Origin of the sequence: Microcoleus sp. B3-D2 (assembly GCF_036705345.1) — a bacterium.
Classification (GTDB): Bacteria; Cyanobacteriota; Cyanobacteriia; order Cyanobacteriales; family Microcoleaceae; genus Microcoleus.
Genome location: NZ_JAUBUG010000027.1, coordinates 19,164 through 45,519 on the forward strand (window position 1 = coordinate 19,164; position 26,356 = coordinate 45,519).

Annotated in this window: 15 protein-coding genes; 13 read left to right on the plus strand and 2 right to left on the minus strand. The window is 45.5% G+C overall.

All coding sequences use genetic code 11. From position 1 onward, the window contains the following. Positions 1-85 precede the first annotated feature (85 nt). The 5 genes from QUB14_RS12455 (at position 86) to QUB14_RS12475 (ending at position 6,225) form a co-directional block, all read left to right on the plus strand. On the plus strand, positions 86-1,042 hold the full coding sequence (locus QUB14_RS12455) for a GDSL-type esterase/lipase family protein (protein ID WP_333217279.1): 957 nt from the start codon (positions 86-88) through the stop codon (positions 1,040-1,042). Positions 1,043-1,056: 14 nt separating this feature from the next. Next, positions 1,057-1,755, plus strand: coding sequence for a haloacid dehalogenase type II (locus QUB14_RS12460; RefSeq protein ID WP_333217280.1), 699 nt, complete (start codon positions 1,057-1,059; stop codon positions 1,753-1,755). Positions 1,756-1,903: 148 nt separating this feature from the next. Further along, a complete protein-coding gene (locus QUB14_RS12465) occupies positions 1,904-4,717 on the plus strand; it encodes a chloride channel protein (RefSeq protein ID WP_333217281.1) in 2,814 nt (937 codons plus the stop codon). Between the two features lie 141 nt (positions 4,718-4,858). Then, complete coding sequence (locus tag QUB14_RS12470) at positions 4,859-5,980, plus strand: glycosyltransferase family 4 protein (RefSeq protein ID WP_333217282.1); 1,122 nt, start codon at positions 4,859-4,861, stop codon at positions 5,978-5,980. Between the two features lie 11 nt (positions 5,981-5,991). Continuing rightward, positions 5,992-6,225, plus strand: coding sequence for a hypothetical protein (locus QUB14_RS12475; RefSeq protein ID WP_190662553.1), 234 nt, complete (start codon positions 5,992-5,994; stop codon positions 6,223-6,225). Positions 6,226-6,344: 119 nt separating this feature from the next. On the opposite strand, the gene QUB14_RS12480 is transcribed toward QUB14_RS12475, so the two are convergent. Next, entirely contained in the window at positions 6,345-7,280 is a 936-nt protein-coding gene (locus QUB14_RS12480) for an exopolyphosphatase (RefSeq protein WP_333217283.1), read from the minus strand. A 66-nt stretch (positions 7,281-7,346) separates the two neighbouring features. Here QUB14_RS12480 and bioF point away from each other — a divergent pair, with 66 nt between their 5' ends. The 7 genes from bioF (at position 7,347) to QUB14_RS12515 (ending at position 19,397) form a co-directional block, all read left to right on the plus strand. After that, positions 7,347-8,519: an 8-amino-7-oxononanoate synthase gene (bioF, locus tag QUB14_RS12485; RefSeq protein WP_333217284.1), complete on the plus strand. Its 1,173-nt coding sequence runs from the start codon at positions 7,347-7,349 to the stop codon at positions 8,517-8,519. A 311-nt stretch (positions 8,520-8,830) separates the two neighbouring features. Further along, complete coding sequence (gene pirA / locus QUB14_RS12490; protein ID WP_006635290.1) at positions 8,831-8,980, plus strand: arginine synthesis PII-interacting regulator PirA; 150 nt, start codon at positions 8,831-8,833, stop codon at positions 8,978-8,980. Positions 8,981-9,960: 980 nt separating this feature from the next. Then, positions 9,961-12,903, plus strand: a complete 2,943-nt coding sequence (locus QUB14_RS12495) for an ATP-binding protein (protein WP_333217285.1) — start codon at positions 9,961-9,963, stop codon at positions 12,901-12,903. A 150-nt stretch (positions 12,904-13,053) separates the two neighbouring features. Next, positions 13,054-15,993 (plus strand): ATP-binding protein, encoded by a 2,940-nt coding sequence (locus tag QUB14_RS12500; RefSeq protein ID WP_333217286.1) that lies wholly within the window; start codon positions 13,054-13,056, stop codon positions 15,991-15,993. After that, positions 15,990-16,361 (plus strand): response regulator, encoded by a 372-nt coding sequence (locus QUB14_RS12505; RefSeq protein WP_333217287.1) that lies wholly within the window; start codon positions 15,990-15,992, stop codon positions 16,359-16,361. Before QUB14_RS12500 ends, QUB14_RS12505 begins: the two co-directional genes overlap by 4 nt. 152 nt (positions 16,362-16,513) lie before the next feature. Then, positions 16,514-17,848 carry an ATP-binding protein gene (locus tag QUB14_RS12510; RefSeq protein ID WP_333217288.1) on the plus strand — a complete coding sequence of 445 codons (1,335 nt, stop codon included), beginning with the start codon at positions 16,514-16,516 and terminating at the stop codon, positions 17,846-17,848. 157 nt (positions 17,849-18,005) lie between these two features. Further along, complete coding sequence (locus QUB14_RS12515) at positions 18,006-19,397, plus strand: ATP-binding protein (protein WP_333217289.1); 1,392 nt, start codon at positions 18,006-18,008, stop codon at positions 19,395-19,397. A gap of 256 nt (positions 19,398-19,653) precedes the next feature. Here the strand turns inward: QUB14_RS12515 and QUB14_RS12520 are convergent, their stop codons facing one another. Next, a complete protein-coding gene (locus QUB14_RS12520) occupies positions 19,654-21,021 on the minus strand; it encodes a TldD/PmbA family protein (RefSeq protein WP_333106075.1) in 1,368 nt (455 codons plus the stop codon). Between the two features lie 522 nt (positions 21,022-21,543). On the opposite strand from QUB14_RS12520, the gene QUB14_RS12525 reads away from it, so the two are divergent. Beyond that, complete coding sequence (locus QUB14_RS12525; protein ID WP_333217290.1) at positions 21,544-26,202, plus strand: PAS domain S-box protein; 4,659 nt, start codon at positions 21,544-21,546, stop codon at positions 26,200-26,202. Positions 26,203-26,356: the final 154 nt, after the last annotated feature.

The following is a 26,356-nucleotide window of genomic DNA, read 5'->3' on the forward strand; positions in this document are numbered from 1 at the left end:
ATCATCAATCATCAGTCAACAGTCAACAGTCAACAGTCAACAGTCAACAGTCATCAATTCCCAATTCCCAATTTCCACACATAATATGCGTATTTGTTTTATCGGCGATTCTTTTGTAAACGGTACTTGCGATCCAAAATGTCTCGGTTGGACAGGACGGATTTGCGCTGCCGCTTGCGGACAAGGACACGATATTACCTACTACAATTTAGGAATAAGGGGAGAAACCAGTGCCGATATAGAAACTCGTTGGTTCAGCGAAGTTTCTTGCCGCTTACCTCACTACAGCGACGGCCGAATCGTATTTTCCTTTGGCGTCAATGACACTCACCTAGAAAAAGAAAAAAATCGCATAGAAGTTGAGAAATCAATTGAAAATGCCCGAGCTATTCTCACGTCAGCTAAAGAAATATTTCCCGTATTAATGGTAGGGCCACCGCCAGTTATCGATCCCGATCGCACAAGCCGGATTGCCAACTTATCCGAACAGTTTTCTCAAGTTTGCAGCGAGTTAAACGTGCCTTATCTAGATGTTTGCACCCCGCTGCAAAAATCGGAAATTTGGCAAAAAGAACTTACCGAAAACGATGGCTCCCATCCGGGCGCCGCCGGTTACGCTGAATTGGCTAAAATAGTTCACAATTGGAGCGGTTGGAAAGCGTGGTTTAAAAATATCAATATATCAGAGCAAGAAACAGTAACGCTGTTCCGAGCAGTGGGAAAAAAAGAAATGGAACTGATTAAAGAAAGCGATTTTATGGAATTTCCGCCGCGCTTATCTTTTCAGCCTACTTTTTATCCCGTGCTTCAAAAAGCCTATGCCATACAAATCGCGCGAGATTGGAATACAAAAGATGCAGCATCGGGATATTTCGGCTATGTTACCTGCTTTCGAGTGGCGGCAGAATTCTTGGCAAAATATCCCGTACAAACTGTGGGCAGTTCTAGTCACCAAGAATATTGGATTCCCGCAGAAGAATTGAGCGAATTTAATCGCAATATAGTTGGAAAAATTGAAATTTTTGCTGAATATCAACCCTAAACTAGGAGCGAACTATGCTGGAATTCAATCAATTTGAAGTGGTGAGTTTTGACTGCTACGGTACTCTGATAGATTGGGAAAGAGGGATATTGCTCGCCTTGAAACAATTGCTGTCAAATCGGGAAATGGATTTCAGCGATGAGGGCATTTTAGAGCTTTTTGCTGCGGTTGAATCAGAACTAGAAAACAAGAATCATCCTTATATAAAATATCGGAAAATTTTGCAAGAAACAGTGAAAAATTTCGGTAAACAATTGAAATTTGCACGGACAGAAACAGAAATAAACTGTTTGGTTGATTCCATCAAAAATTGGCAACCATTTCCCGATACCGTTGTAGCCTTGGAAGCACTCAAGCAGAAATACAAACTGGCAGTAATTTCCAATATTGACGATGACTTGTTTGCTGAGACAGCCAAACACTTAAAAGTTGAATTCGACTGGTTGATTACTGCGGAACAAGTGCGATCGTACAAACCGTCAACTCGCAACTTTGAAATAGCCCTAGAAACAATGGGAATTTCTGCTGACAAACTCCTGCACGTTGCTCAGAGCATCTATCATGACATGGTACCAGCCACATCCATGGGAATCTCAACGGTTTGGGTAAATCGCAGACACGACAAAACAGGATTTGGGGCGACACTGCCGGCCAGCGGCCAGCCAGACTTGGAAGTGCCCGATTTAAAAACATTGGTGGAAATGATAGGGTAAACAACCGCAGAGTAACGCAGATTAGTAAAATTCATCTGCGTTAATTTTGGTACACCTCCGGTTAAAAATTAGTTATATTTGGCCAAGTCGAAGGATTTTTCGCTAAAGTGCGATCGAGCAGACAATTATCAGGTCATCTACGCTATTTATGCCGTACATAACTATCCCTAAACAATTTAGGGAACCTTCCAGGGTCATCAAATCTCAACTTTTTTTACGGCCGAAACGCCTAGCCATTTTTGAAGCTTGTCTGATCGGCTTAGTGGCCGGACTGGCCGGTGTTTTGCTCAAATCAGGAGTGGGATGGCTCGGTAGTTGGCGAGTTGCTACCTCGACATTAATCCCAGCTTGGATATTACTGCCCAGCGTCGGTTTATGCGGCGGGTTGCTGACAGGTTTCTTGGTTGAGCGTTTTGCTCCCGAAACTGCAGGCAGTGGCATTCCTCACGTCAAAGCTGCTCTGGGCGGCGTCAATCTTGCCTTAGATTTGCGAGTAGCTGTCGCCAAACTTCTGACCACTATTTTAGCCGTTGGTTCCGGTTTAACTTTAGGCAGGCAAGGCCCAACTGTCCAAATAGGAGCATCTTTGGCCGGCTGGATAGGTCACTTGATGCCTACTTCCCCAGACTACCGCCGACAATTGATTGCTTGCGGTGCTGCTGCGGGATTGGCTGCAGGTTTCAATGCTCCCATTGCCGGAGTTCTTTTTGTAGTTGAAGAACTGCTGTATGACGTTTCGGGATTGACTTTAGGGACTGCCATTATCGCTTCATTTATCGGTGCAGTTGTCTCGCAGCTTTTGGGCGGCGATAGTTTGAGTTTGAACCTTCGCGAGTACCAAACCAGTTTTGATGCTCAGGAAATCCCGTTCTACATACTATTAGGAGTTTTAGCGGGATTGCTGGGAGCTTTGTTCACCAAAGGGATTATTGCTAGCTTGCAATTTAACAGGCGAACGCTCAAATTAGCCTTACCAGTGCGAATTGCTATAGCTGGCGTAATCTGCGGTTTAGTAATAGGTTTTCTCCCAGAAACTTTCCGCGATAATACGGGTTTACGGGAGTTTATGCTGACCGGCGAAGCAAGCGGGATAACGAGTTTAATTGCTTTTATAGCTCACTTTTTTCTAACAATTATTTCCTCGGCTTCTGGGGCTCCGGGAGGATTGTTTTCCCCTTCGCTAGTTATGGGTTCTGCACTAGGTCACATGGTGGGCATTGTGCAGGCAGATTCCCTGGGCGTCGGTTTGCCGGTAACTTACGCTTTGGCGGGAATGGGAGCATTTTTTTGCGCGGTTACTAGAGCGCCGATTACTGCGGTAGTAATTGTGTTTGAAATTACGGCGGATTTCAAATTAGTGCTGCCTTTGATGATCTGTTGTGTAGTTGCTTATTTAATGGCAGAAAAGGTAGAGAGTGGCTCGCTGTACACTCACCTTTTGGAGTTTAACGGCATTCAACTGACAAAAACAAAAGCTGCGAGCAATACTTTGAGCGACTTGTACGCAGAGGACGTGATGCAGCGCCGAGTTGAAACTCTTTCGAGTTTGCTGACTTTCGATGAAGTGATCCAGGCATTTTCGCGATCGCACCACCGAGGATTTCCCGTCGTTGAAGATGGCAAATTAGTCGGAATTGTCAGTCAAACCGATTTGGCAAATGCCAGCGAACGCAATTTTTCTGGAAACTCGCTGCTCAAAGAATTTATGACTGTACAGCCGATCGCAGTCAAAGCAAAGGATACTTTAAGCGAGGTATTGTACAGGCTCAACAACTACAATATCAGCCGCTTGCCAGTCGTAGAAGGTCGGCGTTTGGTGGGAATTATTACCCGCAGCGACATTATCCGAGTTGAATCCGATCGCCTCAGCGGAGAAACAACCCAGGGCCCGCATCCAGAACCTTCCTATGTTGTCTATCAAACCAGAGCTCCGCAAGTCGGAAACGGCCGCTTATTAGTGCCGCTTTCCAACCCCCAAACAGCACCCGCTTTGCTGCGGCTGGCGGCCGCGATCGCGCGCGATCGTCATTACGAATTAGAATGCCTGCAAATCATCTTAGTACCGCGCAACAGTTCCCCCTCAGAAACCGCAGTCCGGACAACAAAAAGCCGCCGCCTGCTGCAACAAGCCGAGCGAATTATTCGCAATTTGAACTTGCCTGTACACACCCAAATACGGGTAGCTCATGACGTGCCTCACGCGATTTTAGAGACAATTAAGGATCGACATATCGATTTAATTTTGATGGGATGGCAAGGCGAAACATCCACCACTGGACGCATTTTTGGTGATGTGGTCGATACCGTTATTCGGCAAGCCGGCTGCGAGGTTATTTTGGTTAAATGGAGCGAAAAAATATTAGCAACCCGCAAGAAAAATGAGCTTTCCGCCGCTCTTAGCGGGCGGAAATATGCGTCTATAGAATGGGACTTAAATGCCGAAGGAGTTGACGGCGCAGATCATCCCGCATTGGCGAGATCCTCAGATTCATCAGCGACTCCTGAGACTGAAATTTACCCGCCGAATTCAGACATTCCAGCCCCAGAATTGGGACTGCATACACTGATGGGTTTGCACCGCTGGTTGGTGCCTATTCGCGGCGGTTACAAGCAAGCTGCGGCTTTGCGGCTGCTACCTGCTTTAGTGGCTGCGAGTGCTGTACCGGAGATTAAATTGTGTCAGGTTCACCAGCCTTCTGGTGCAGAACCCGATCGCGGTGAATTAAAGCAAGCGGCGGAGTTTATCAAGCGCAGGGTTAGCTGTTCGATAATAGCAACTTCGGTTTGCGCTAAATCGGTTTCTGATGCTTTAATTGATTTGGCTCAGAACGATCAGTGCGATGCGATCGTCCTGGGAGCGAGCCGCGAAGGGCTGCTGAAGCAGGTGATTCACGGGAACATCCCGGAAGCTGTGGCGCGCGGGTGCGACTGTACAGTCATTTTAGTGCGATCGGCCCATTAGTCATTAGTTAGTTGTTATTTTTTATTTATTAATTTTTATGGTGCTATTTTAGTGTTCTAGTCTTGTCCCCTGGATCGGCTTGGGAATACATACCCGGAGGCTTTGTCTCCAACAATAACTAATAAGTAATAACCAATAAATATGGTTCACTTTAACGTTGGTTTTCAACACTTTAACTCCTTCGCTGATATTACGCTATCCCTGGCACAAACTTTAGACAAAATGGGAATTCCCATTTCTGTCGAACCTTCAACAATTGCCTCTCAGATCTGCGATAATTCCACAACCGAACAAAACCACCTGCTAGAAAAGTGGATGAACACCGCACCATCAGACTTATTTCAGATAAAATGGTCTCATTACTGGAAACCTTATTTTTTAAAAGAACTCAAGGGACATCTCAATTTTGAACTTTTTGCTATCAATTACGAATTCGCCAAACATACTGATGATTATGATTACTGGATTTACGATGCTGTCAATAATTTATCTCACAAACTAGCCGTCAGCCAATATTCTAAAAACGTTTTAATAAAAGCTGGATGTCCGCCTGACAAAGTATCAGTCATGCCTCTAGGTTTCAATCCTTTAATCTCGGAACTCTATTTTCCCCGACCGCCAAAAAACCAAAAAGATGTAAAGTATATTCTGCACATGACCAATTCTTTTGATTTTTATAGATTTGGCACGGATATCGCCATTCAAGCTTTTTGGGAAGAGTTTAGAGATGATTCTAAGGTAGAGTTAATAATCAAAGATGGCGGCAAACATTCAGATGTTATAGTGGAACATCTCGTAAATATTGAAAAAAAATTCGGCAAGTTCAAGTCAAGAATTCGGATAATGCCTAAATTTTGTAATAAAGCAGAACTAGCTGATTTATACTTGTCAGCCGATGCTTTTTTAGCTCCCTTTCGCGGCGAGGGTTTTGCGATTAAAATTTTGGATGCCTTTGCTGCGGGTTTACCTGTCGCTATGACTATGTATGGCGGCCCGACTGAGTACGCCAATGCTGATAACTGCTATCCCATTGCTTACGATCTCATTCCCGTAGGAAAGTGTTACGATACTCAGTATCTAAAAATCACAAATGCTCCTCATTGGGCCGAGCCAAATGTTCAGTCTGTTCGCCAACAGTTACGAAAAATTGTTGAAGACCCGAGGCGTTTTCAGGTAGCTCAAAAAGCTAGAGAGACGGCGAATTTGTTTAATTGGGAAGCTGCCGCTCAAAAATTGCTAAGATTAATGCGAGAATTGTTTTAGGAGCGGAAATTATGGGACTCGAACGCAAAATGTTTAGGGGAATGTTTTCACCGGGGGAAATGGTACGATTGAAACAGCCTTGTTTTACTCCCGGGCGATTGTTTGAGCCAGGAAAATATAACGCTGATGAGTTGCCGGATATCGCTTTTGATATGGGTTTGGTAGACCACTTGCCACCAGTCAAAGGCAACAGTTCAGAAAATCTCAATACCCAGAACCCGCCAGCTCAAAACCTTGAGGACTAAACTCCCATTTGCAGTAAGGACTTCAGTCCTGAAAATCCCCGTTTGTAGTAAGGACTTCAGTCCTGAAAAATAAAATAATCAAAGACTCAAGTCCTGACTGCAAAAAAGATAAAGCCAATTTAACCATTTTGCTCTATCTGGGCAATTAACTCTGTCAAAACTTTGCTAGCTTTATCATTCTCAATCTGACAAGTTCCGGCATTCTGGTGTCCGCCGCCACCATATCTTAACATTAACTCCCCAATATTAGTTTTAGAAGTTTTGTTAAAGATTGACTTGCCAACTGCGAAAACAGTATTTTGTTGTTTCAGTCCCCAAAGTACGTGAATCGATATATTGCATTCGGGGAACAAAGCATAAATTACAAAACGATTCCCCGCATAAATCACCTCTTCGTTACGCAAATCCAAAACAACTAAATTATTATAAACTTGGGCGCAGCGCTGTATTTGCTCTTTAAATTTTTCTTCTTGCTCGAAGTAGAGGTCTACTCTTTCTTTCACATCAGGAAGCTGCAATATTTCATCGATGGTATGATTTTTGCAGTAATCGATTAACTGCATCATTAACTGATAATTGGAAACTGTAAAGTCTTTAAACCTTCCCAACCCGGTTCTGGCGTCCATTATGAAGTTTAACAGCACCCATTCTTGCGGATGCAGAACCTCTTCTTGGGCAAATTGAGCGGAATCTGATTTGTCCACGGCCGCCATCATCGCCTCAGAAATATCAGGAAACTTTGCTTTGCCTCCATAATATTGGTATAGTACCCTAGCTGCAGAAGCTGCATAGGGATCGATGATGTGGTTAATTTTGATTTTCTCGTGTCTGAGAGTTTCGCTGAAATGGTGATCGAAAGCTAGATGAACTCCCTCAACATAGGGTAAATTGGTGCTAATATCGTTATTTGTTATTGCGATTTTTCCATCCTGCATATCTTTAGGATGCACGAATTTAATCTCGTCGATCATATCGAGTTCTTTGAGCAAAACGGCACAGACAAGACCGTCAAAATCGCTGCGGGTGACTAATCTGTATTTTTTAGTGAGTGGCATATGCTTCTGTGATAGGGAGGAACTGATCACCAGCTAATATAACGTATTACCCGATCGCTTTCCAATATGAACGCAGACCCTTACGCTTGGATAGAGAAGGCCCTGGACACAGTTCGCCGTGCCGATTGGTATCGATCGCCACTATCGATCGATAGTTGCCCCGGGCCTGTGGTAAAGTTAGCAAGCCACAGGCTGATTAACTTTGCCAGCAACGATTATCTGGGACTTGCCGGCGATGACAGGTTAATTCAAGCTGCTATGGCTGCAACTAAGGAATTTGGTACGGGTGCGACGGGTTCGAGGTTGGTCAGCGGACACCGCGATTTGCACCGACAGCTAGAACAAGCTATTGCTAATTTAAAACAAACTGAAGATGCTTTAGTCTTCAGTTCGGGATATTTGGCGAATCTAGGGGCGATCGCATCCGTTGTCGGCAAGCGCGATTTGATATTATCTGACAAGTACAACCATTCGAGCCTGAAAAACGGAGCCACACTCAGCGGTGCAACTGCCCTAGAGTACAATCACTGCAATCTTGAGGATTTAAAGGCCAAGCTAGAGCAAAATCGCGCAAGATACCGCAAGTGTTTAATTATTACCGATAGCGTCTTTAGCATGGATGGGGACTTGTGTCCGCTACCGCAGTTGTTGGCTGTGGCAGACACCTTTAACTGCATGGTATTAGTAGATGAAGCTCACGCAACAGGAGTTTTCGGTGCTAGCGGTGCTGGTTGTGCAGAACATTTCGGGTGTACGGGAACACCACTGATTCAAGTGGGGACACTCAGCAAAGCTTTGGGAAGTTTAGGTGGTTACGTTGCGGGCTCTGCTGCTTTAATTGATTTTCTGCGTAATCGAGCTGCGACTTGGACTTATACTACAGCATTGACGCCTGCTGATGCGGCGGCTGCTTTGGAAGCTGTGAGGATTGTACAGCAAGAACCAGAACGCCGAGTTCGGTTGCGACAAAATATCGAAACTTTCAAATATTGCGCGATTACCAATCACCAATTACCAATTAGCAATTCCCTCTCCCCAATTTTCAGTCTTCCGTTAAAAAATGCAGCGGCAGCTTTAACAGTAGGGAGCAAACTCAAGGACATGGGTATTTTTGCTCCGGCGATTCGGCCTCCGACTGTAAGTGTCAGTCGAATTCGGATTTCGCTGATGGCAACTCACGAGCTCGCACACATTCAGCAGTTGGTAGAGGCGCTGAAGCAAGTTTTGAGTTTTGAGTAAATGTTGGGTACGCCATAAGTACCTTACCCTTTGAGTAAATGTTGTGAGACGGGGAGAATTTCTACTTCTGCCTTCTGCCTTTTGCTGCTCTAGCCTTCTGCTGCTCTAGCTTTCTGCTTTCTGCTGCTCTAGGCTTCTGCCTTTTTTTTGATTGTCAAGATATCGCTATTGACTTATGGCCAATCTTATACATTAGTTTGGGCGATCGGTCAATAACTGTAAATTTTTTGTAAATTTAGATACTTTTTGAAATTTAGCGCTATATTAGAGAAGTAGCAGGTACACCAAATTTTATATAAGGAACGTCCACCATGAACACAAATCGTCAAAACGTAAAAAAAGTAGCAGAAACCCACCGCGCTAACATTCACAAGCAACTGATACACCGCATAGAAGTAGCGAGATCCAGTGGGAACCAAGATTTGGTTCGGGTGCTTGAAGAGGAAATGAGACAGCTTTAAAGAAGCTGCCACTAGAATTTGCCCGTAGTTTGGTTTAGAGGGTTGTGCGAGAAATGCAGAATTCCGCCAACCGCTACCTGTTAACTTTTGACTCCTCTCTTAGTTGGTAGAAAAAACCCCGGTTTCTTCAAGAAACCGGGGTTTTTTATTGAGAAGGAAGAAGAAAGAAGGAAGAGGGAACAGTCCTAAACGCACAAAGTCTATCTGTAGGGTGCGCCTCGGCGCACAGAGACTCTACCAATAGCAGATTAAACCATTTTTTGAGTAAGTTATGAAGTCAGAAGGAAGAGGGAAGAAGGAAGAACAGGACTTACGCTGCATTCCTGTTATTTTTAAACTATCTGTAGTAGTAAAGTGCGCCTCGGCGCACCCTACTAATAACTAACGAAACTGGCACATGGTGAGGGCGTGTTCACGCCCTCACCCATCACCTTAACCAGTCCGGATCACTGACAAGTTGACAGTCGCGACTAACGACCAAACTCAATAATAAGCGCACGAATAACGTACACTCATGTGTGTGCTATTAATTGGAAAATTGAGCAATTTCCTAGGGAACTCAAGCAATTAACCGGGAGAGAATCTTGCCAGTCCCGTCAAGCTAGAATTCAAAGAAATCCTATTGCTTGCCATGAACTGGTGTGGCTTAGGCGCTCAAAAGTTGAGCCAATAAAACTCGTCAAGTAATATATCAAATTAAACACGGGCTTCTATCAAATCATTGAATTGAGCCACTAAAAATTCCCGATGTTCTGATGTTTATTGGGTAATTTTAGGGTGCTGGTACACGGATATGTGGCAGTTGCCTAAGTCCTGGTTATATTAAAGATGGATTGAGATAGATTGCCCTGGTTTACTGGGAAAGGCAGCTTTGCCACAAGTTAAGACTAGCAAAAATGCTTAACGGAAAAAAGTTAAAATCTCTCAAGCTGAAAATCAGGGTCGCGACAGCAAAATCCCCAAAATAATAGGTAAAACTGATGGCGACAGACATCCGACACCAGCCGGAAAACGGCTACCACTCAGAACCAACTCAGCCTTCTCTAAGAGAAAATCTGAATAGGCGATCGCCCATGCGTCTCCAGCCAACCCTAACAACCCTGGAAACCTGGGGGTTTGGCCTTACGGGTCATCTGCTATGGATTAGCGCTGCACCGGCCATACACGCTGCTCTGGGGCCTCAAGCTATCTTCGTCTGGTTGCCAGCAACAATTGTCGCCATCATGCTGAACTTTCAGATGCAAAGCTTGGGATCTCAGTGGCCAGAGATGGCAGGGGGAACGCCCAACTACACGGCGCGGCTGCTGAACAAGTATCCTTGGTTGGGTAGGTATGGGGCGCTGGGATACTTTTTTAGTTGGTTAGCGGTGACAACGATCAACGCCCTGATCGTCACAGCCCTGATCGAAGCCAACCTGACACCCTTAGGGATTTCATGTCCCGATCAGGTCCTAAAAATTGGCTTTACGGCGATCGCCTTTATTGTGGCGTTTAGTGGCACCCGCGCCTTAAGTATCCTGCATCTATGTTTCGTTATACCCGCTGCCGGATTCCTGTTTGTTTTTTGCACTCAAGGCATCGGCTGGTTATTACTATCTCCAGCTAGCCCCGGCTTTTTCCCCAGCAGTTGGCCTAGCTTTTCCTTTGTTGAATGGGCCAAATGGTACTTTTTCGCCGTCTACGCTGCTTACGCCTGTGAAAGTGCTGCCTCATTTGTGGCTGATAGCAAACGACCTAGGGAGACTTTGCAGTTTCTTAGCTTCGCAGCTTGGCTGATTCCTATTGCCTATCTGGGGGGTTCCTGGGTACTGATGCGCTTGGCAACAGAGCCCGGGTTAAAAGACGACACATTCTTAAACCTATTAGCCTCCGCTAAACTCTTCTGGGGGCCGTGGGCCTCATTTATGGTGACGCTTTTGATCGTCGCGGGCTGCCTCCTAAGTTCTGCCACAGCGGTTTCCAACTCTCCCCGCGTTTTGTACCAACTTGCCTTGGACGGACACATATCGCCAGTATTCGCAGTTGTCTCCCCACGGGGCGTCCTCGGCCCAGCCCTTTTGCTGACGTTCTTGCTCAGTCTCATCTGTCTAGCTTGGGGAGATATCGCGCGTTTAGTAATGGTGTCCTCTACTGCCTTCGTAACCGCCTATATGACAGTCCATTTGGGCCTATGGCTGGGTCGGGATAGGCCAGAAGTGCTATGGCCTTGGTGGTCTGGAGGCTTTTTTCTGGTAGAAACAGTTGTCTTGATCGTTGGGGGCTTGGCTTGGGACTGGCAAGACCTGCTGATCGGACTGCTTTTGCCGATCGCTATTTTGGGAGTGGATGCTGCCATACGTCACATTGCATTTCCCCCCTTCCATCCTGCGTGGTGGATTAAGCTTTATCGGGGTCAATCCTACAGGATAAGCAAGGATTTTGTGGCGCTTCAGGTAGGCATCCTGATCTTTTTGATCTGTAGCACTGCCGCGATCGCCTGGGTGATTAGAGCCACGTTAGACGGACTTCCAGCCGATGCTGCCAATAATCTTTTGATTGTTCTGGTAATAACCGTAGGCTTTGTCGGAGTGGCCGTTGCCTGCTGGACGAGCTTACCCCAGGTCGTCTCCATGAACGAGGCACGAGAGGGAGCAGAACAACTCTTTACCATTGCCCTAGATGCGATCGTGGTGCTGGATGAAACCGGAGTGATTCGTCAGACTAATCCGGCTGCTGAAAGCGTTTTCGGAATCGACACCACTGGGCTCATAGGGCATCGCCTGAACAAACTACTGCCGGGATTAGCTTTTGAGCCAGAACGGTGGCCGGGCCGCAGCGAACAAGCTCTTAACCTACCCAATCGCGACTCGCGTATTCTGGAAGTTGCCATCTCCGACCGATTTTCTCAAAATGCTTCGCTTTCAAATCAAGGTATGCAAGAATATGTGGTGATTCTGCGCGATATCAGCGATCGCAAGCAAGCCCAAGAATCTCTACAAAAAGCTAATGAGGAACTAGAAATCCAAGTTGAAAATCGTACATCTGAACTCACCCATACTGTGCAGCAATTGCAGAATGAGATTGAAGACCGCCAGCGGATAGAAGCAAATCTCAGAGCGATGCAAAATCAGATTGTTGTCCAAGAAAAACTAGCTTCTCTGGGCAGTTTAACCGCGGGCATTGCCCACGAAATCAGAAACCCCTTAAACTTTGTCAACAACTTCTCAGAACTTTCTGCTGAATTAACCGAAGAACTGTTTGAAAAAATTGAAAATCAAGCAGAACGTTTAGATCCCGAAACCAGTGAGGATATTGCCGAGCTATTAACCGATCTCACAGCTAATCTTAAAAAAATCAATCAACACGGTCAAAGAGCCGATAAAATCGTTGGCAATATGCTTTTGCATTCTCGCGGACAAAGCGGTCACTGGGAAGCTACAGATATAAATAGTTTATTAGCCGAATATATCAATCTAGCCTATCACGGGATGCGAGCCAAGGAAGCTGCTTTTAACATTACCATAGAAACCGACTACGACAATGACATAGGCGAAGTAAATGTGGTGCCACAAGACATCGGCCGGGTTTTTCTTAACATTATTAGCAATGCTTGCTATGCAACCTATAAAAAGAAACAAGAAATGGGAGAAGTATTTTCACCGCTGCTTGACGTGAGAACTAGAAATCTGAGTGACGCGATTGAAATCCGCATTCGCGATAATGGCTCAGGTATAAAAGCCGAGGTAGTCGATAAAATTTTCAATCCCTTTTTTACTACAAAACCACCAGCCGAAGGTACTGGTCTAGGTCTGTCTATCAGTCAGGATGTTATCGTCCAGCAACATCGCGGAGAACTAAAAGTCGAAACAGAAGTAGGAAAATACACAGAGTTTATAATCACATTGCCCAAAAAAATAGCTGAAATTAAGGAGTTAAAAAAATAAAAGTAATGGTGGTAGACGAGGAAGATATTCAGTCACTGTTCAAGCAGAAATTTAGGAAAGAAATCAAAACAGGGAAAATTGAAGATGGCTAAAAAACGCGAAATTAGCTTAAGTCAGAAGTCAGAAATAAAATGTAATTAGGTAAAATTGATGGCTACAGACATCCGACACCAGCCAGCAAACGGCTACCACTCACAACCAACTCAGCCTTCCCCAACAGAAAATCTTAATAGCCGATCGCCCATGCGCCTCCAGAGAAGTCTGAGTTCTGTTGAAACCTGGGGCTTTGGCCTGAGCGGTCATATCGCATGGGTAACAATTGCACCACCAATGTACGCCGCTCTGGGCCCAAATGCAATTTTCGTCTGGCTGCCCGCCGTGGTGTTAGGAGTGATCCTGAACCTACAAGTGAAACGCTTAGGGGAACATTGGCCAGAAATGTCCGGGGGAACGCCCAACTATATCACCAGGCTACTGAGGAACTATCCCTCTCTGGGTCGCTATGCGGCGTTCGCTTACTTCCTGAGTTGGGTAGTATATCCCTCAGTGAATGCGATCGTCATCACAGACCTCATCCAAGCTAACCTGGAACCCTTGGGCATTCCGTGTCCCAGAACAATTCTCATAGTGGGATTCACACTGATCGCTTATATAGTGGCATTTAGCGGCACTCGCGCCCTAGGAATACTGCACGCATTTTTCGTGTTCCCAGCAATTGGATTTCTACTGGTGTTTGGCATTCAAGGGATGGGATGGTTAGCTTTATCTCCAGAGAGTCCCGGACTTTTCCCCAGCAGTTGGCCAACCTTAACCTTTGTGGACTGGGCTAAGTGGTCGTGCTTCGCGCTCTACGCTACTTGCGCCTGCGAAAGCGCTTCTTCGTTTGTCGCCGACAGCCGTCGTCCCAGTGAAACTTTGCGGTTTCTGAACTTAGCTGCTGCACTAATTGTTCCCATATTTCTAGCCAACTCCTCGGTACTGATGCGCTTAGCCACCGCTGAAGGACTGGGGGAAGACTCATTTAAGAATTTATTAGCAGCCGCCGTACCATTTTGGGGCCCGTCAGCTTCATTAATCGTGACACTGTTGCTGGCTTCAAGCTGTTTTCTAGCTTGCGCCACTGCGGTTTCTAACTCTCCCCGAATGTTGTACCAACTCGCTTTAGATGGATATGTTGCACCCGTGTTTGCGATCGTTTCCCGACGAGGTGTTCTGCAACCGGGCTTGATATTTTGCGTTTTAATTAATTTGATCGCTTTACTTTGGATAGATATAACTCGGCTATTGGTGATTGGTTCTGTTGGCTTCGTCGTAATGTTGATGTCACTCAATCTCGGACTCTGGCTGCGGCGAGGTTCTCCAGAAGTGCGATGGCCTTGGTTGGCATTAGGCTTCTTGATATTTGATGGTGTGGTGTTGCTGGTTGGAGGCTTAGCTTGGAGTCGGGAAGATGTGCTGATTGGGTTCCTGTTTCCTGGGGTTGTTTTCGTAGTGGATGCGGCTATCCGTCGCATTCCCTTTGCACCGTTTCATCCAGAGTGGTGGATTCAGGGTTATCGGCAACAGCGCAAGAGCTTGATACCAGATTTTGTGGCGTTTCAGGTTGTAGTCGTGATTTTACTGATTTCTAGCGCCGCTACGGTCGGCTGGTTGTTTGGTATCCCCTTAGAGGCTAACTCAAGTCTTGCCTCTAATCTTTTGGTAGTGCTAGTGTTGAGTATCACCTTTGTCGGGGTAGCCGTTGCCTGCTGGACGAGCTTACCCCAAGTCGTCTTAATGGACGAGGCACGAGAGGGAGCAGAACAGCTTTTTACCATTGCCCTAGATGCTATTGTAGTGCTGGATGGAAAAGGTGTAATTCGTCAGACTAATCCCGCTGCTGAAAGCCTCTTCGGAATAGATATTACAAGGCTAATTGGGTCTTACCTGAACAAATTACTACCCGGATTAGCGGCTCACCCAGATCAGTGGCTCAGTCGCAGCGAACACACCCTCAACTTACCCGATGGAAACTCGCGCATCCTCGAAGTTGCCATCTCAAACCGATTCTCTCAACAAGCTTCTCTTTCCAATCAGGATCTCCAAGAATATGTGGCGATCGTGCGCGATATCACCGATCGCAAGCAAGCCCAAGAAGCACTGCAAAAAGCTAATGAGGAACTAGAAATCAAAGTTGAGGAGCGTACATCTGAACTCACCCATACTGTGCAGCAATTGCAAAATGAGATTGAAGAGCGCCAGCGGGTAGAAGCAAATCTCAGAGCTATGCAAAATCAAATTGTCGTGCAAGAAAAACTAGCTTCTCTGGGTAGTTTAACAGCAGGCATTGCCCACGAAATCAGAAACCCATTAAACTTTGTCAACAATTTCTCAGAACTTTCTGCTGAATTAACCGAAGAACTGTTTGAAAAAATTGAAAATCAAGCAGAACGTTTAGATCCCGAAACCAGTGACGATATTGCCGAGCTATTAACCGATCTCAAAGCCAATCTTAAAAAAATCCATCAACACGGTCAAAGAGCCGACAAAATCGTTGGTAATATGCTTTTGCATTCTCGCGGACAAAGCGGTCACTGGGAAGCTACAGATATAAATAGTTTATTGGCTGAATATATCAATCTAGCCTATCACGGGATGCGAGCCAAGGAAGCTGCTTTTAACATTACCATAGAAACCGACTATGACAATGACATAGGCGAAGTAGAGGTCGTGCCACAAGACATCGGCCGGGTTTTTCTTAACATTATTAGCAATGCTTGCTATGCAACCTATAAAAAGAAACAAGAAATGGGCTCAGCATTTTCACCGCTGCTTGACGTGAGAACTCGAAATCTTGGTGACGCGATTGAAATCCGCATTCGCGATAATGGCTCAGGTATAAAACCCGAGGTACTCGATAAAATTTTCAATCCCTTTTTTACTACAAAACCACCAGCCGAAGGTACTGGTCTAGGTCTGTCTATCAGTCAGGATGTTATCGTCCAGCAACATCGCGGAGAACTAAAAGTTGAAACAGAAGTAGGAAAATACACAGAGTTTATAATCACATTGCCCCAAAAAATAGCTGAAATTAAGGAGTTAAAAAAATGAAAGTAATGGTGGTAGACGACGAGGAAGATATTCAGTCACTGTTCAAGCAGAAATTTAGGAAAGAAATCAAAGCAGGGCAAATTCAATTTCATTTTTCCCTATCCGCAGAGGCAGCTTTGAACTACTTAGAAAACCAGGATGAAGCGTCTATTGTCTTGATTTTATCGGATATTAATATGCCAGGAATGAATGGGATCGAACTGCTCAGGATTCTCAAAGAAAAGTTTCCCGATTTAAAAGTTTTTATGATTACGGCTTATGGAGATGAGAGAAATTACCAAACCGCAATGGCTTATGGAGCTGATGACTATATTACTAAGCCTGTTAATTTTGATACACTCAAAAATAAAATACTCAACTTGGAGTAAATTTACAAGGAAACATATTTAGTAATTGGTAATGAGTAATTGGTAATTGAAAGCAGTACCTCAGTCGAGTTAAAATTGCTCGATTGCATTTTCCTTCTGTTCTTCTGGAACGCTAAATCTTTATGAGTTTTAAGAGTCACTGAAAAATTAATATGTCAACAAAAATAATGTTTGTGGATGATGAACCCGATTTAGAATCTCTACTTTCCCAGAGATTTAGGAAAAAAATCCGCGCCGAAAAATGGCAGCTTTTTTTTGCCCACAATGGCGTACAAGCGCTGGAAAAATTGAAAGAATACCCGGATGTAGATATAGTAGTGACCGACCTTAATATGCCTGAAATGGATGGCCTGACTTTACTCTCTAAACTTAATCAGATAAACCGCCCTTTCAAAACAATAGTTATATCAGCCTATGGCGACCTGAAAAATATAAGAAATGCGATGAACTTCGGTGCTTTTGACTTTCTAACCAAGCCGATAGATTTTCAGGATTTAGAAATTACCCTCAACAAAACGCTACGCGAGGTGCAACAGTTAAAAGAAAATCTGCGCTTGCGGGAGTCAGAAGCTCGCGCTAGAGAAGAAGCTCAGCATTTACAGAACTGTATGCAAGACCTAAAAAAGACCCAAGCTCAACTGATTCAGACCGCAAAAATGTCTTCTTTGGGTCAAGTGGTTGCGGGGATTGCCCATGAAATCAACAACCCCGTCAACTTTATCTACGGCAATATCAGCCACGTCAGTGATTATATTCAAGACCTACTGCACCTGCTGCATCTCTATCAGCAGTACACCCCTCCCAATTCTGAGATTAAAGCTGAAATCGAAGCCATAGATTTGGAATTTATGATAGTAGATTTACCCCACATTATGGCTTCGATGAAAGGGGGTGTTGACCGCATTCAGAAGATTATTTTGTCTTTGCGTAACTTCTCAAGACTGGATGAAGCTAACATAAAGTCGGTTGACATTCACGAGGGGATAAAAAGCAGCCTGCTGATTTTGCATAATCGATTTCAAGCAAGGGCAGCGCGTCCAGAGATTCAAGTGATGGAGGAGTACAGCAATCTGCCTTTAGTGGAATGCTATGCCGGAGAACTCAACCAGGTGTTTATCAACATCCTTTCTAATGCGATTGATGCTTTAAATGAGTACAACAAACAACGGTCACTAGATAACCCCCCCGCTTGCCCCCTCGCCATTACTATTCGGACTTTTCTGCTAGAGGAAAAATCCCGTGTCGTCATTCAAATTCGGGACAATGGGCCGGGAATAACGGCAGAGGTGAGAGACCGTATTTTTGAACCATTTTTTACTACTAAGCCTGTAGGTGAGGGTACTGGTTTGGGTCTCTATATAAGCTACCAAATTGTACATGAGAAGCATGGGGGCGCATTGAACTGTTTTTCAGAGGTGGGGCAGGGAACAGAGTTCTGGATTGAAATTCCAATCAGACAAACTCGGGCCGCACTCAACCTTAGCTAATCCATCGACTTTTACCAAACTCAGGGCCTATTCCAGCCATCTGGTTGGCCATTGTAGAAATCAGCCTTTTCATTACTCCTGAAATAATCTATAATAGGACGTAAAGTAGATAAAAATTACTCGGCGGATAAGTTAATGAATCCCAGGAGTTCAAAAAATGTCACCTACGACCGCACTGGCTCGCAATATGCCAGCTAAAATATTATTTGTGGATGACGAGCCTGATTTAGAATCTTTAATTTGCCAGAAATTTAGACAAAAGATCCGCACCGGAGAATACCAAGTTTTTTTTGCACACAATGGCGTAGAAGCGCTTTCAACGTTGCGAGAGCAGCCGGATATAGATATTATCCTGACAGACATTAATATGCCCGTCATGGATGGTATGGCTTTGCTAGCGAAACTTAACGAGCTAGTTACTATGGTCAAAACAGTAGTTATATCTGCCTATGGCGATTTGGGGAATATCAGAAAGGCGATGAATGGCGGGGCCTTTGACTTTTTGATTAAGCCTATAAATTTTCAGGATTTAGAAATTACCATTAACAAAACTTTATGTCATGTGCAGCAGCTAAAGGAAAACGAGCGCGCCCGCCAAGAAAGAGAGGAGAAATTGCGGCAATCGGAAGCGCGAGAGCGAGAAAAAGCCATCCAACTAGAACTGGCCCTGCAAAATTTACAGCGCACCCAATCTCAGCTTATTCAGACTGAGAAAATGTCTAGCTTAGGACAACTAATTTCCGGGATTGCCCACGAAATTAATAATCCTGTTAACTTCATCTATGGCAACTTAAGTTATGTCAATGATTACACTCATCAGCTATTGAGTTTAATCACGCTTTACCAGGATCACGATGCCCATAACTACCCTGAAATCGAAGCTTTAATTGAGAAAATAGAGCTGGAATTTATCAAAGAGGATATGCCTAAAATGCTGTCTTCGATGAAATTGGGGGCCGAACGTATCCGTCAGATTGTGCTGACGTTGCGGAACTTCTCGCGCCTAGACGAAGCTGAGATGAAACCCGTTAATATTCACGAGGGAATCGACAGCTCTCTAGTAATTTTGCAGAGTCAGCTCAAGGCTAAGCCGAATTCTTCGTCTATTCAAGTTATTAAAGAATACGGAGATTTGCCACAAATAGAATGTTATGCCTGTCAGTTGAATCAGGTATTTATGAATTTGCTAAGCAATGGCATTTATGCCTTGAATCACTATGATAAAAAACTCAGCCCTGAGCCAATTAAAAACGAGCCTAGGACGATTACGATTGCTACTTCTATGCTGAATCGCGAGTGGGTAAGAATCAGTTTTAAAGATAATGGCCCGGGGATGACAAGCGATGTAATAAATCGGCTGTTTAATCCTTTCTTCACAACTAAACCTGTGGGTGAGGGCACTGGCTTGGGATTATCGATTAGCTATCAGATTGTGGTGGAGAAGCACGGCGGAGATTTGAAGTGTTTTTCGCAGCCAGAGCGAGGTGCAGAATTTGTGATTGAGATTCCGATTAGCCAGAATAATCGGATAGAGATGAAGGCAACTTAAGGGGAATTAAAAAAAAATCAACAAAGTCTGGTAAAGTCTATAATCGCGATCGCACTTCCCCAATTTCTCTGTAATTTCTGAAGTCCCCCAAACACCGAACGACCTAGCTGAAGGCCTCTATAGTAGATTTTGAATCACTTGTCAACTTGTCAGTGTCCCGGACTGGTTAAGGTGAGGCGTGAGGGCGCGAGCACGCCTTCACCCTCTGCCAGTTGCGTAAGTTTTGAACTAATAATTAACGACTAATGACTAATGATTATCTTCCTCCGACGACGACATTTTTAATCCGCAAATGGGGGCCGCCGACGCTTACGGGTAGACCGCTCTGACCGCCTTTACCGCAACCGCCGTAGGCATAAACCGAGTCGTTTCCTATAGACTCAATATCCTTTAAGGTCTGAAATACATTGCCGCTTAAAGTGACATCGCTCACCGGTTCGGCCAATTTGCCGTCGCGAATCATGAACCCTTGAGCCGCCGCAAACGTAAACATTTCGCCGTTGGTTTGTCCTCCCAACATCCGCACTGCATAAACTCCTTCGTCAATGTCGGCAACCATTTCGTCAAAAGAATGTTCGCCAGACTCGATCGCAGTATTAGTCATCCGCACCAAAGGCATAAAAGTAGCGCTCAGAGCCCGGGCATTTCCCGTCGGACTTTCGCCCATTTTGCCCGCCGTCTCGCGATTGTGCATCCGAGCGGCTAAAACTCCATTTTTAATTAAATGCTTGCACTGAGCCGGCACACCTTCGTCGTCGTATTTCAAAGTTCCCGGCAATCCCGGCACAGTTGCGTCGTCTATTACATTCAATTGTTCGATCGCCACAGGCTTGCCCAAAGTCAACAATTCCTGCATTTTCGGGTTTTCGTAAATACCGTCTGCTTCCGACAAATGACCGAAAGCTTCGTGAATAAAAACCCCCGACAAATAAGGGTCTAAAATCACCGGATACTGACCGCCTTTCACCGATTTTGCCTCTAGTTGGCCCACAGCTCGAACGGCCGCACTTTTAACACGATCTTCAATATTTGTCAACACATCGTAATCCGATCGCGAGTGAATCGACTCAAACCCTTGGCGGACGACACCGCCCTCGCCGCGGGCGATCGCTCCGAAACGGCCGGTCACGTCCAAGCGCTCTTGAGCGATGCAAGTACCTTGAGAATTCACAAAATAAGTAATCCCAAATCTGTCGCTGTAACCAGCCATTGTCGTCTGAATTCGCGGGTCATAATCTAACAGCAACTGATTGTAAGATTCGAGCAATTTCCGCTTTTCGGCTAGAGTAATAGAGCGCGGGTCGCGGCCCAATTCCACCGCTACATAATCTTGAATCGGGGTGACATCTGCTAGTAGAGTTTTTTCGCTGCCAACCAAACGAGACTGCACTACAGCTTCTTCAATGCGGTCTTTTAACTCATCTAAACCGTTAAAAGTTACAAAACTCCAGCCGCCTTTGTGACAGGCGCGGATGCCGCCGGCGAGACTAAAACTGCGGTTGACAGCATCTAACTGAGGGCCGCGAAAACTAATCGCAGTTGACTCGCTTTGTTCGAGGCGAACTTCTAGATAATCTACGCGATCGCGGTAAGGTGCGATCGCTTCCATCAACTGTTCTTGCATCAAATTGCCCCTATGAATGATTTGCCGTAGCGCTGAAAAAAATTATTGCTAAACCTATTTTAGCTAATAACTCCCGTCTTTCGGGTGCGCGCTCCCCCCCCGGGTGTGGTACGGTATCGTGGCGCGCCCTACCCGAGCAAGGGCGAGTCAACCAATTTTAGATTTTAGATTTTAGATTTTAGATTGATCTCGTCCTGAGCCTGCGAAGGAATGAATCCGGAGGCTTTTTAGGAAGGATGCAAAGCTTTTTAAAGTCTCCGTCCTGAGTCTGGGAAGGAATGAATCCGGGGGCTTATGACCACGTTACTTTCGGTCAGTCGATTGTAGATTTAAAACTTTTTCCATAGAATTAATCATGAGAGGCTTGCCGATCGCCGACGCTCGGCGGGCGTCCTAGAACACAACAAACTCCCGCCCGCTTGCGACAAGCCCGGTATGCCGAAAATCTGGCATTGGGTTAGATAAATCAAACTAAACTAAATCTATCTAAAGATCTAAAAAATATACCTTAACCGCCGGCAGATGGAATACTTTAAGGTAAAAAAATTCCAAATTTCACCGTATTTAGCAGCAATTTCGGCATCAATAGCAATTTTGGTCGGAGTTGGCCTTTTAGATCGCTCAGAACAGCGACGCTTTTTTCACTACAACCGCGCTAGCACCCTCGAACGCCTCAGCACAGTCCGTTCTAAGCTGGAAGGCGCTTTGAATTCCCGCGTATTTTTGACGCGGGGTTTGGGGGCTTACCTTTCCAACAACCCAAACATCACCGAAGCCGAGTTTACAGCGACGGCGAGAATTCTGGTGGCACAGCAACCGGGCATCCGCGCCATAACTTTAGTTAAAGGCACGACGATCGCTTACATTTACCCACGGGAGGGCAATGAAGCGCTGATCGGGGTTGACTTGACGGCGCTACCCGCACAGCGGCAAATGGTCAAAGAGGTTATCTACACCAGAAAAACTTTGCTAGCCGGGCCCGTGAAATTATTGGAGGGCGACGAGACGTTCATCAGCCGATCGCCGATTTTTCTCACACCCTCCGGCGCCGAGCCTGAAACAGGAGTTTACTGGGGCTTGACAGGCCTGATCATCGACAAAAATTCCCTGATTGAGGAAGCAGGACTCAATGACTCCTCAGCGAAGCTGCAATACGCTCTGCGGGGCAAAGACGGGAAGGGAGCATCCGGCCCAGTGTTTTTCGGTGACGGGTCAATTTTTCAGCACAATCCCGTGATGCTGGAAGTGACTTTGCCCAACGGTTCCTGGCAGTTGGCAGCAATTCCGGCGGGAGGATGGCCTGCGAATTCGCCGTTTCGGGGGTGGCTGATCTTTGGAGGCGCCTTGCTGGCTGTTTTCAGCGGGGTTGTGGCGTTTAGCTGGGTGTATGGCCCTGTGAAGCTGCAGGCAAGCGAAGCTAAGTACCGACAATTGGTTGAGAATGCTAACAGCATTATTGTGCAGTTAGACAGTGAAGGCAAAATTACTTTTTTTAATGAGTTTGCTGAAACTTTTTTCGGGTATTCAGAAGCAGAAATCATCGGCAAAAGTGCGATCGGCACAATTATACCGAAAACAGATTTATCAGAAAGTGGCCTGGCGGCAATGATTCGAGACTGTTTGGCACAGCCGGAAAAATACTTGCAAAACGAAAATGAAAACATCCGCAGCAATGGAGAAAGGGTGTGGATAGCGTGGACAAATAAACCTTTACTAGATGGGAAGGGAAATTTGGCAGGACTGCTTGGTATCGGGACGGATATTAGCGATCGCGTCTTAGCACAAGCCGCGCTGCTTAATAGCGAATCTCGCTATCGGGCAATTATTGAAGACCAAACCGAACTGATTTGCCGTTTCTTGCCGAGCGGAGTTTTGACTTTTGTCAACGATGCCTACTGCCGCTATTTCAATAAATCGCGATCGGATTTGGAGGGCCATACTTTTATGCCCTTGATACCGGCAGAAGACCGAGAAATTATCAGCCGCAGTTTCAGCACTCTAAGCCTAGAAAACCCCGTCGTTACCTGTGAAAACCGCGTCGTGCTCGAAACAGGGGAAACTCGCTGGCAGCAGTGGACGAATCGGGCGATTTTTGACAGTACGGGCAGCTTGATTGAGTGTCAAGGAGTGGGGCGCGACATTAGCGATCGCAAACAAGCTGAAATCGCCCTCCAAGCTTCTGAATCGGAACTTCGAGCTTTGTTCGCTGCCATGAACGACGTAATTTTCGAGCTCGATCTTGAGGGACGGTTCCTGAAAGTTGCCCCGACCAATCCCCAATTATTGTACAAGCCGACGGCAGAATTTGTCGGTAAAAAAATTAACGATTTATTCGCTCCACAAAAGGGAGAATTTTTTCTGGAGCAAATTCGCACCGCCCTCGCTACAAATCAAACCTGTACTTTTGAATATAACCTGGAAATTGCCAGCTTACAAAAGTGGTTTGCCGCTACCATTTCGCCAATGAAAGAAAACACGGCTCTGTGGGTGGCCCGCGACATTACAGAGCGCAAGCAAGCTGAAAATTGGTTAACCGGTCAGAAACAAATTTTAGAAATGATTGCTAAGGGCGCAACTCTTGGCGAGACTTTAAATACTTTAGTTAAAATTATCGAGCAGCAATCTAGAGATGTCATCTGTTCGATATTGCTTCTAGCTCCAGACGGCAAACATTTGCTGCACGGAGCCGCGCCCAGTTTGCCCGACAGTTACAATGCTGCTATTCATGGCATAGCCATCGGCCCAGATGTCGGTTCCTGCGGCACTGCTGCCTTTAGTCGCCAACAGGTAATCGTTACAGATATTGCCAGCGATCCTTTGTGGAAAAATTTTCGAGATTTAGCCTTGAGTTTTGGACTGAGAGCTTGCTTGTCTACTCCTATTTTCTCATCTCAGGGTCAGGTTTTGGGAACTTTTGGAATGTATTATTCCCAACCGCGCCACCCCCATTTTTTTGAGCTGCCATTGATAGAAGCGATTATTAATTTAGCAGGAATTGCGATCGAACGCAACCAGGCAGAAGAAAGTCTAAAACAGCTCAATCAAGAACTAGAAAATAGAGTCAAACAGAGAACTGCTCAATTGATGCAAACTGAAGAACGCTGGCAGTTAGCACTCAAAGGCAACAACGACGGCATTTGGGACTGGAACTTGCAAACAGGGGAACTATTCCTGTCCGATAGATTTAAAGAAATAACTGGATACGAACCCAGCCAAACTCTCGATTACTTTGACGAATTGAACAGGATCACGCATCCCGACGATTTAGCCTTAGTAATGCAAGCTCTCCAAGACCATTTAAACAAGAAAACGCCGCATTACATCGTCGAATACCGCTGCTGGTGCTACAACAGCGCTTACAAATGGATATTGAGTCGGGGACAAGCTTTGTGGGATGTATCTGGAAAAGCAGTCCGCATGGTTGGTTCAATTACGGACACCACGGAGCGCAAACAAGCAGAGGAAGCACTACGGGAAAGCGAGGCAAGATTCCAAAAGCTGTCGGGTAATGTGCCGGGAGTAATTTATCAATTTGTATTGCGTACAGATAGCTCTTTCAGTTTCCCTTACATTAGTCCGGCTTGCCGAGAAATGTTTGAGCGAGAAGCAGAAGCTGTTCTGCAAAATGCGGCTTTGATAACAGATTTAATTCATTCCGATGACCGCCAAAATCATGACGAATCCGTTGCTATTTCAGCCCAAACTTTGCAACCTTGGCACTGGGAAGGACGGTTCGTGCTACCTTCGGGCAAAATTCGATGGTTTCAGATAATTTCGCGTCCTGAAGCTAAAGAAAACGGCGATATTATTTGGGACGGAATCGCGGTTGATGTTACGGATCGCAAACAAGCTGAATTAGCTTTGCAAGAAAGTCAGCAGTTCATTCAAAAAGTAGCATCGGCTACTCCCGGTATTTTGTATCTCTACGACTTGGAAGAACAGCGAAATATCTACACTAATACTTCAATGCTCGCGCTTTTGGGCTATACCAGCGACGAAATTACAGCGATGGATTCGTCACTGATGTCTCAGTTAATACACCCCGAAGATTTGCCTAAAATTGTGAAACATCACGCCAGCTTTGCAGGAATTGAAGATGGCGAAATTAGGGAAATTGATTACCGGGTGCAGGCCGCAGATGGTCAATTTTTGTGGCTGCAAAGTCGGGATACTATTTTTAGCAGGAATCCTGACGGTCAGGCTAAGGTAATAATTGGATTTTGCCAGGATATTACGACTCGCAAGCAAGCAGAGGAAGCACTGCGACAAAGCGAGGCGCGAGAAAGAGAAAAAGCTCGAGACTTAGAGTCAGCGCTGCTGGAATTGCGCTCTACTCAAACTCAGCTCATTCAAACAGAAAAAATGTCTTCTTTGGGGCAATTAGTGGCCGGCATCGCTCACGAAATTAATAATCCCGTTAACTTCATTCACGCTAACATTGATTATCTCAACCAGTATACTAAGGAGTTGCTGGATCTGGTGAGTCTGTACGAACAGGAGTATCCCGAACCTAATTCAAAAATTGTCGATCGCATTCAAGAGATAGATTTGGACTTCATGGCTGAGGATTTAAGAAAACTTGTGGGTTCAATGCAGGTAGGAACCGAGCGCATCAGGCAAATTGTGTTGTCCCTTAGAAATTTCTCGCGGCTGGATGAATCCGCAATGAAGCCGGTCGATATTCACGTGGGAATTGAAAGCACTTTGTTAATTTTGCAGCACCGCTTGAAGAGTCGGGACAACCACCCGGAAATTGAAGTAATTAAGGAGTTTGGAAAACTGCCACTGGTGGAGTGCTATGCGAGCCAACTGAATCAGGTGTTTATGAATATTATTGCTAATGGAATTGATGCTATTGAAGAACGATATCACCAGTTATCGGTTCCACAATCAGAGACAAAGAGTGGACGGATTGCTATTTCCACGAGTGTAACCCCCCAGAACACTGTTAGGGTAGAAATTTCGGACAACGGTACGGGCATTCCCGAGGGGATAGTCGATCGAATTTTTAACCCATTTTTTACTACCAAAGCTGTGGGGAAAGGTACGGGGTTGGGAATGTCTATCGCGCACTCGATTGTGGTGGAAAAGCACAAGGGTAAGATTGAGTGCATTTCTTCCATAGGATGCGGAACGACTTTTAAGATTGAGATTCCGATCGACAAAGTTTATAAACAGTAGGGTGCACGAGTCGATTTGAGATTTTAGATTTTAGATTGACTCCACAGTGGTAGGGTGCACCCGTCTATGTGAGATTTGAGAGTGACTCCACAGCGCTAGTATGCGTCAGCAGTTGTTGATTTTCAGGCGCGCAGCGATAAGCTGACTCACCCTA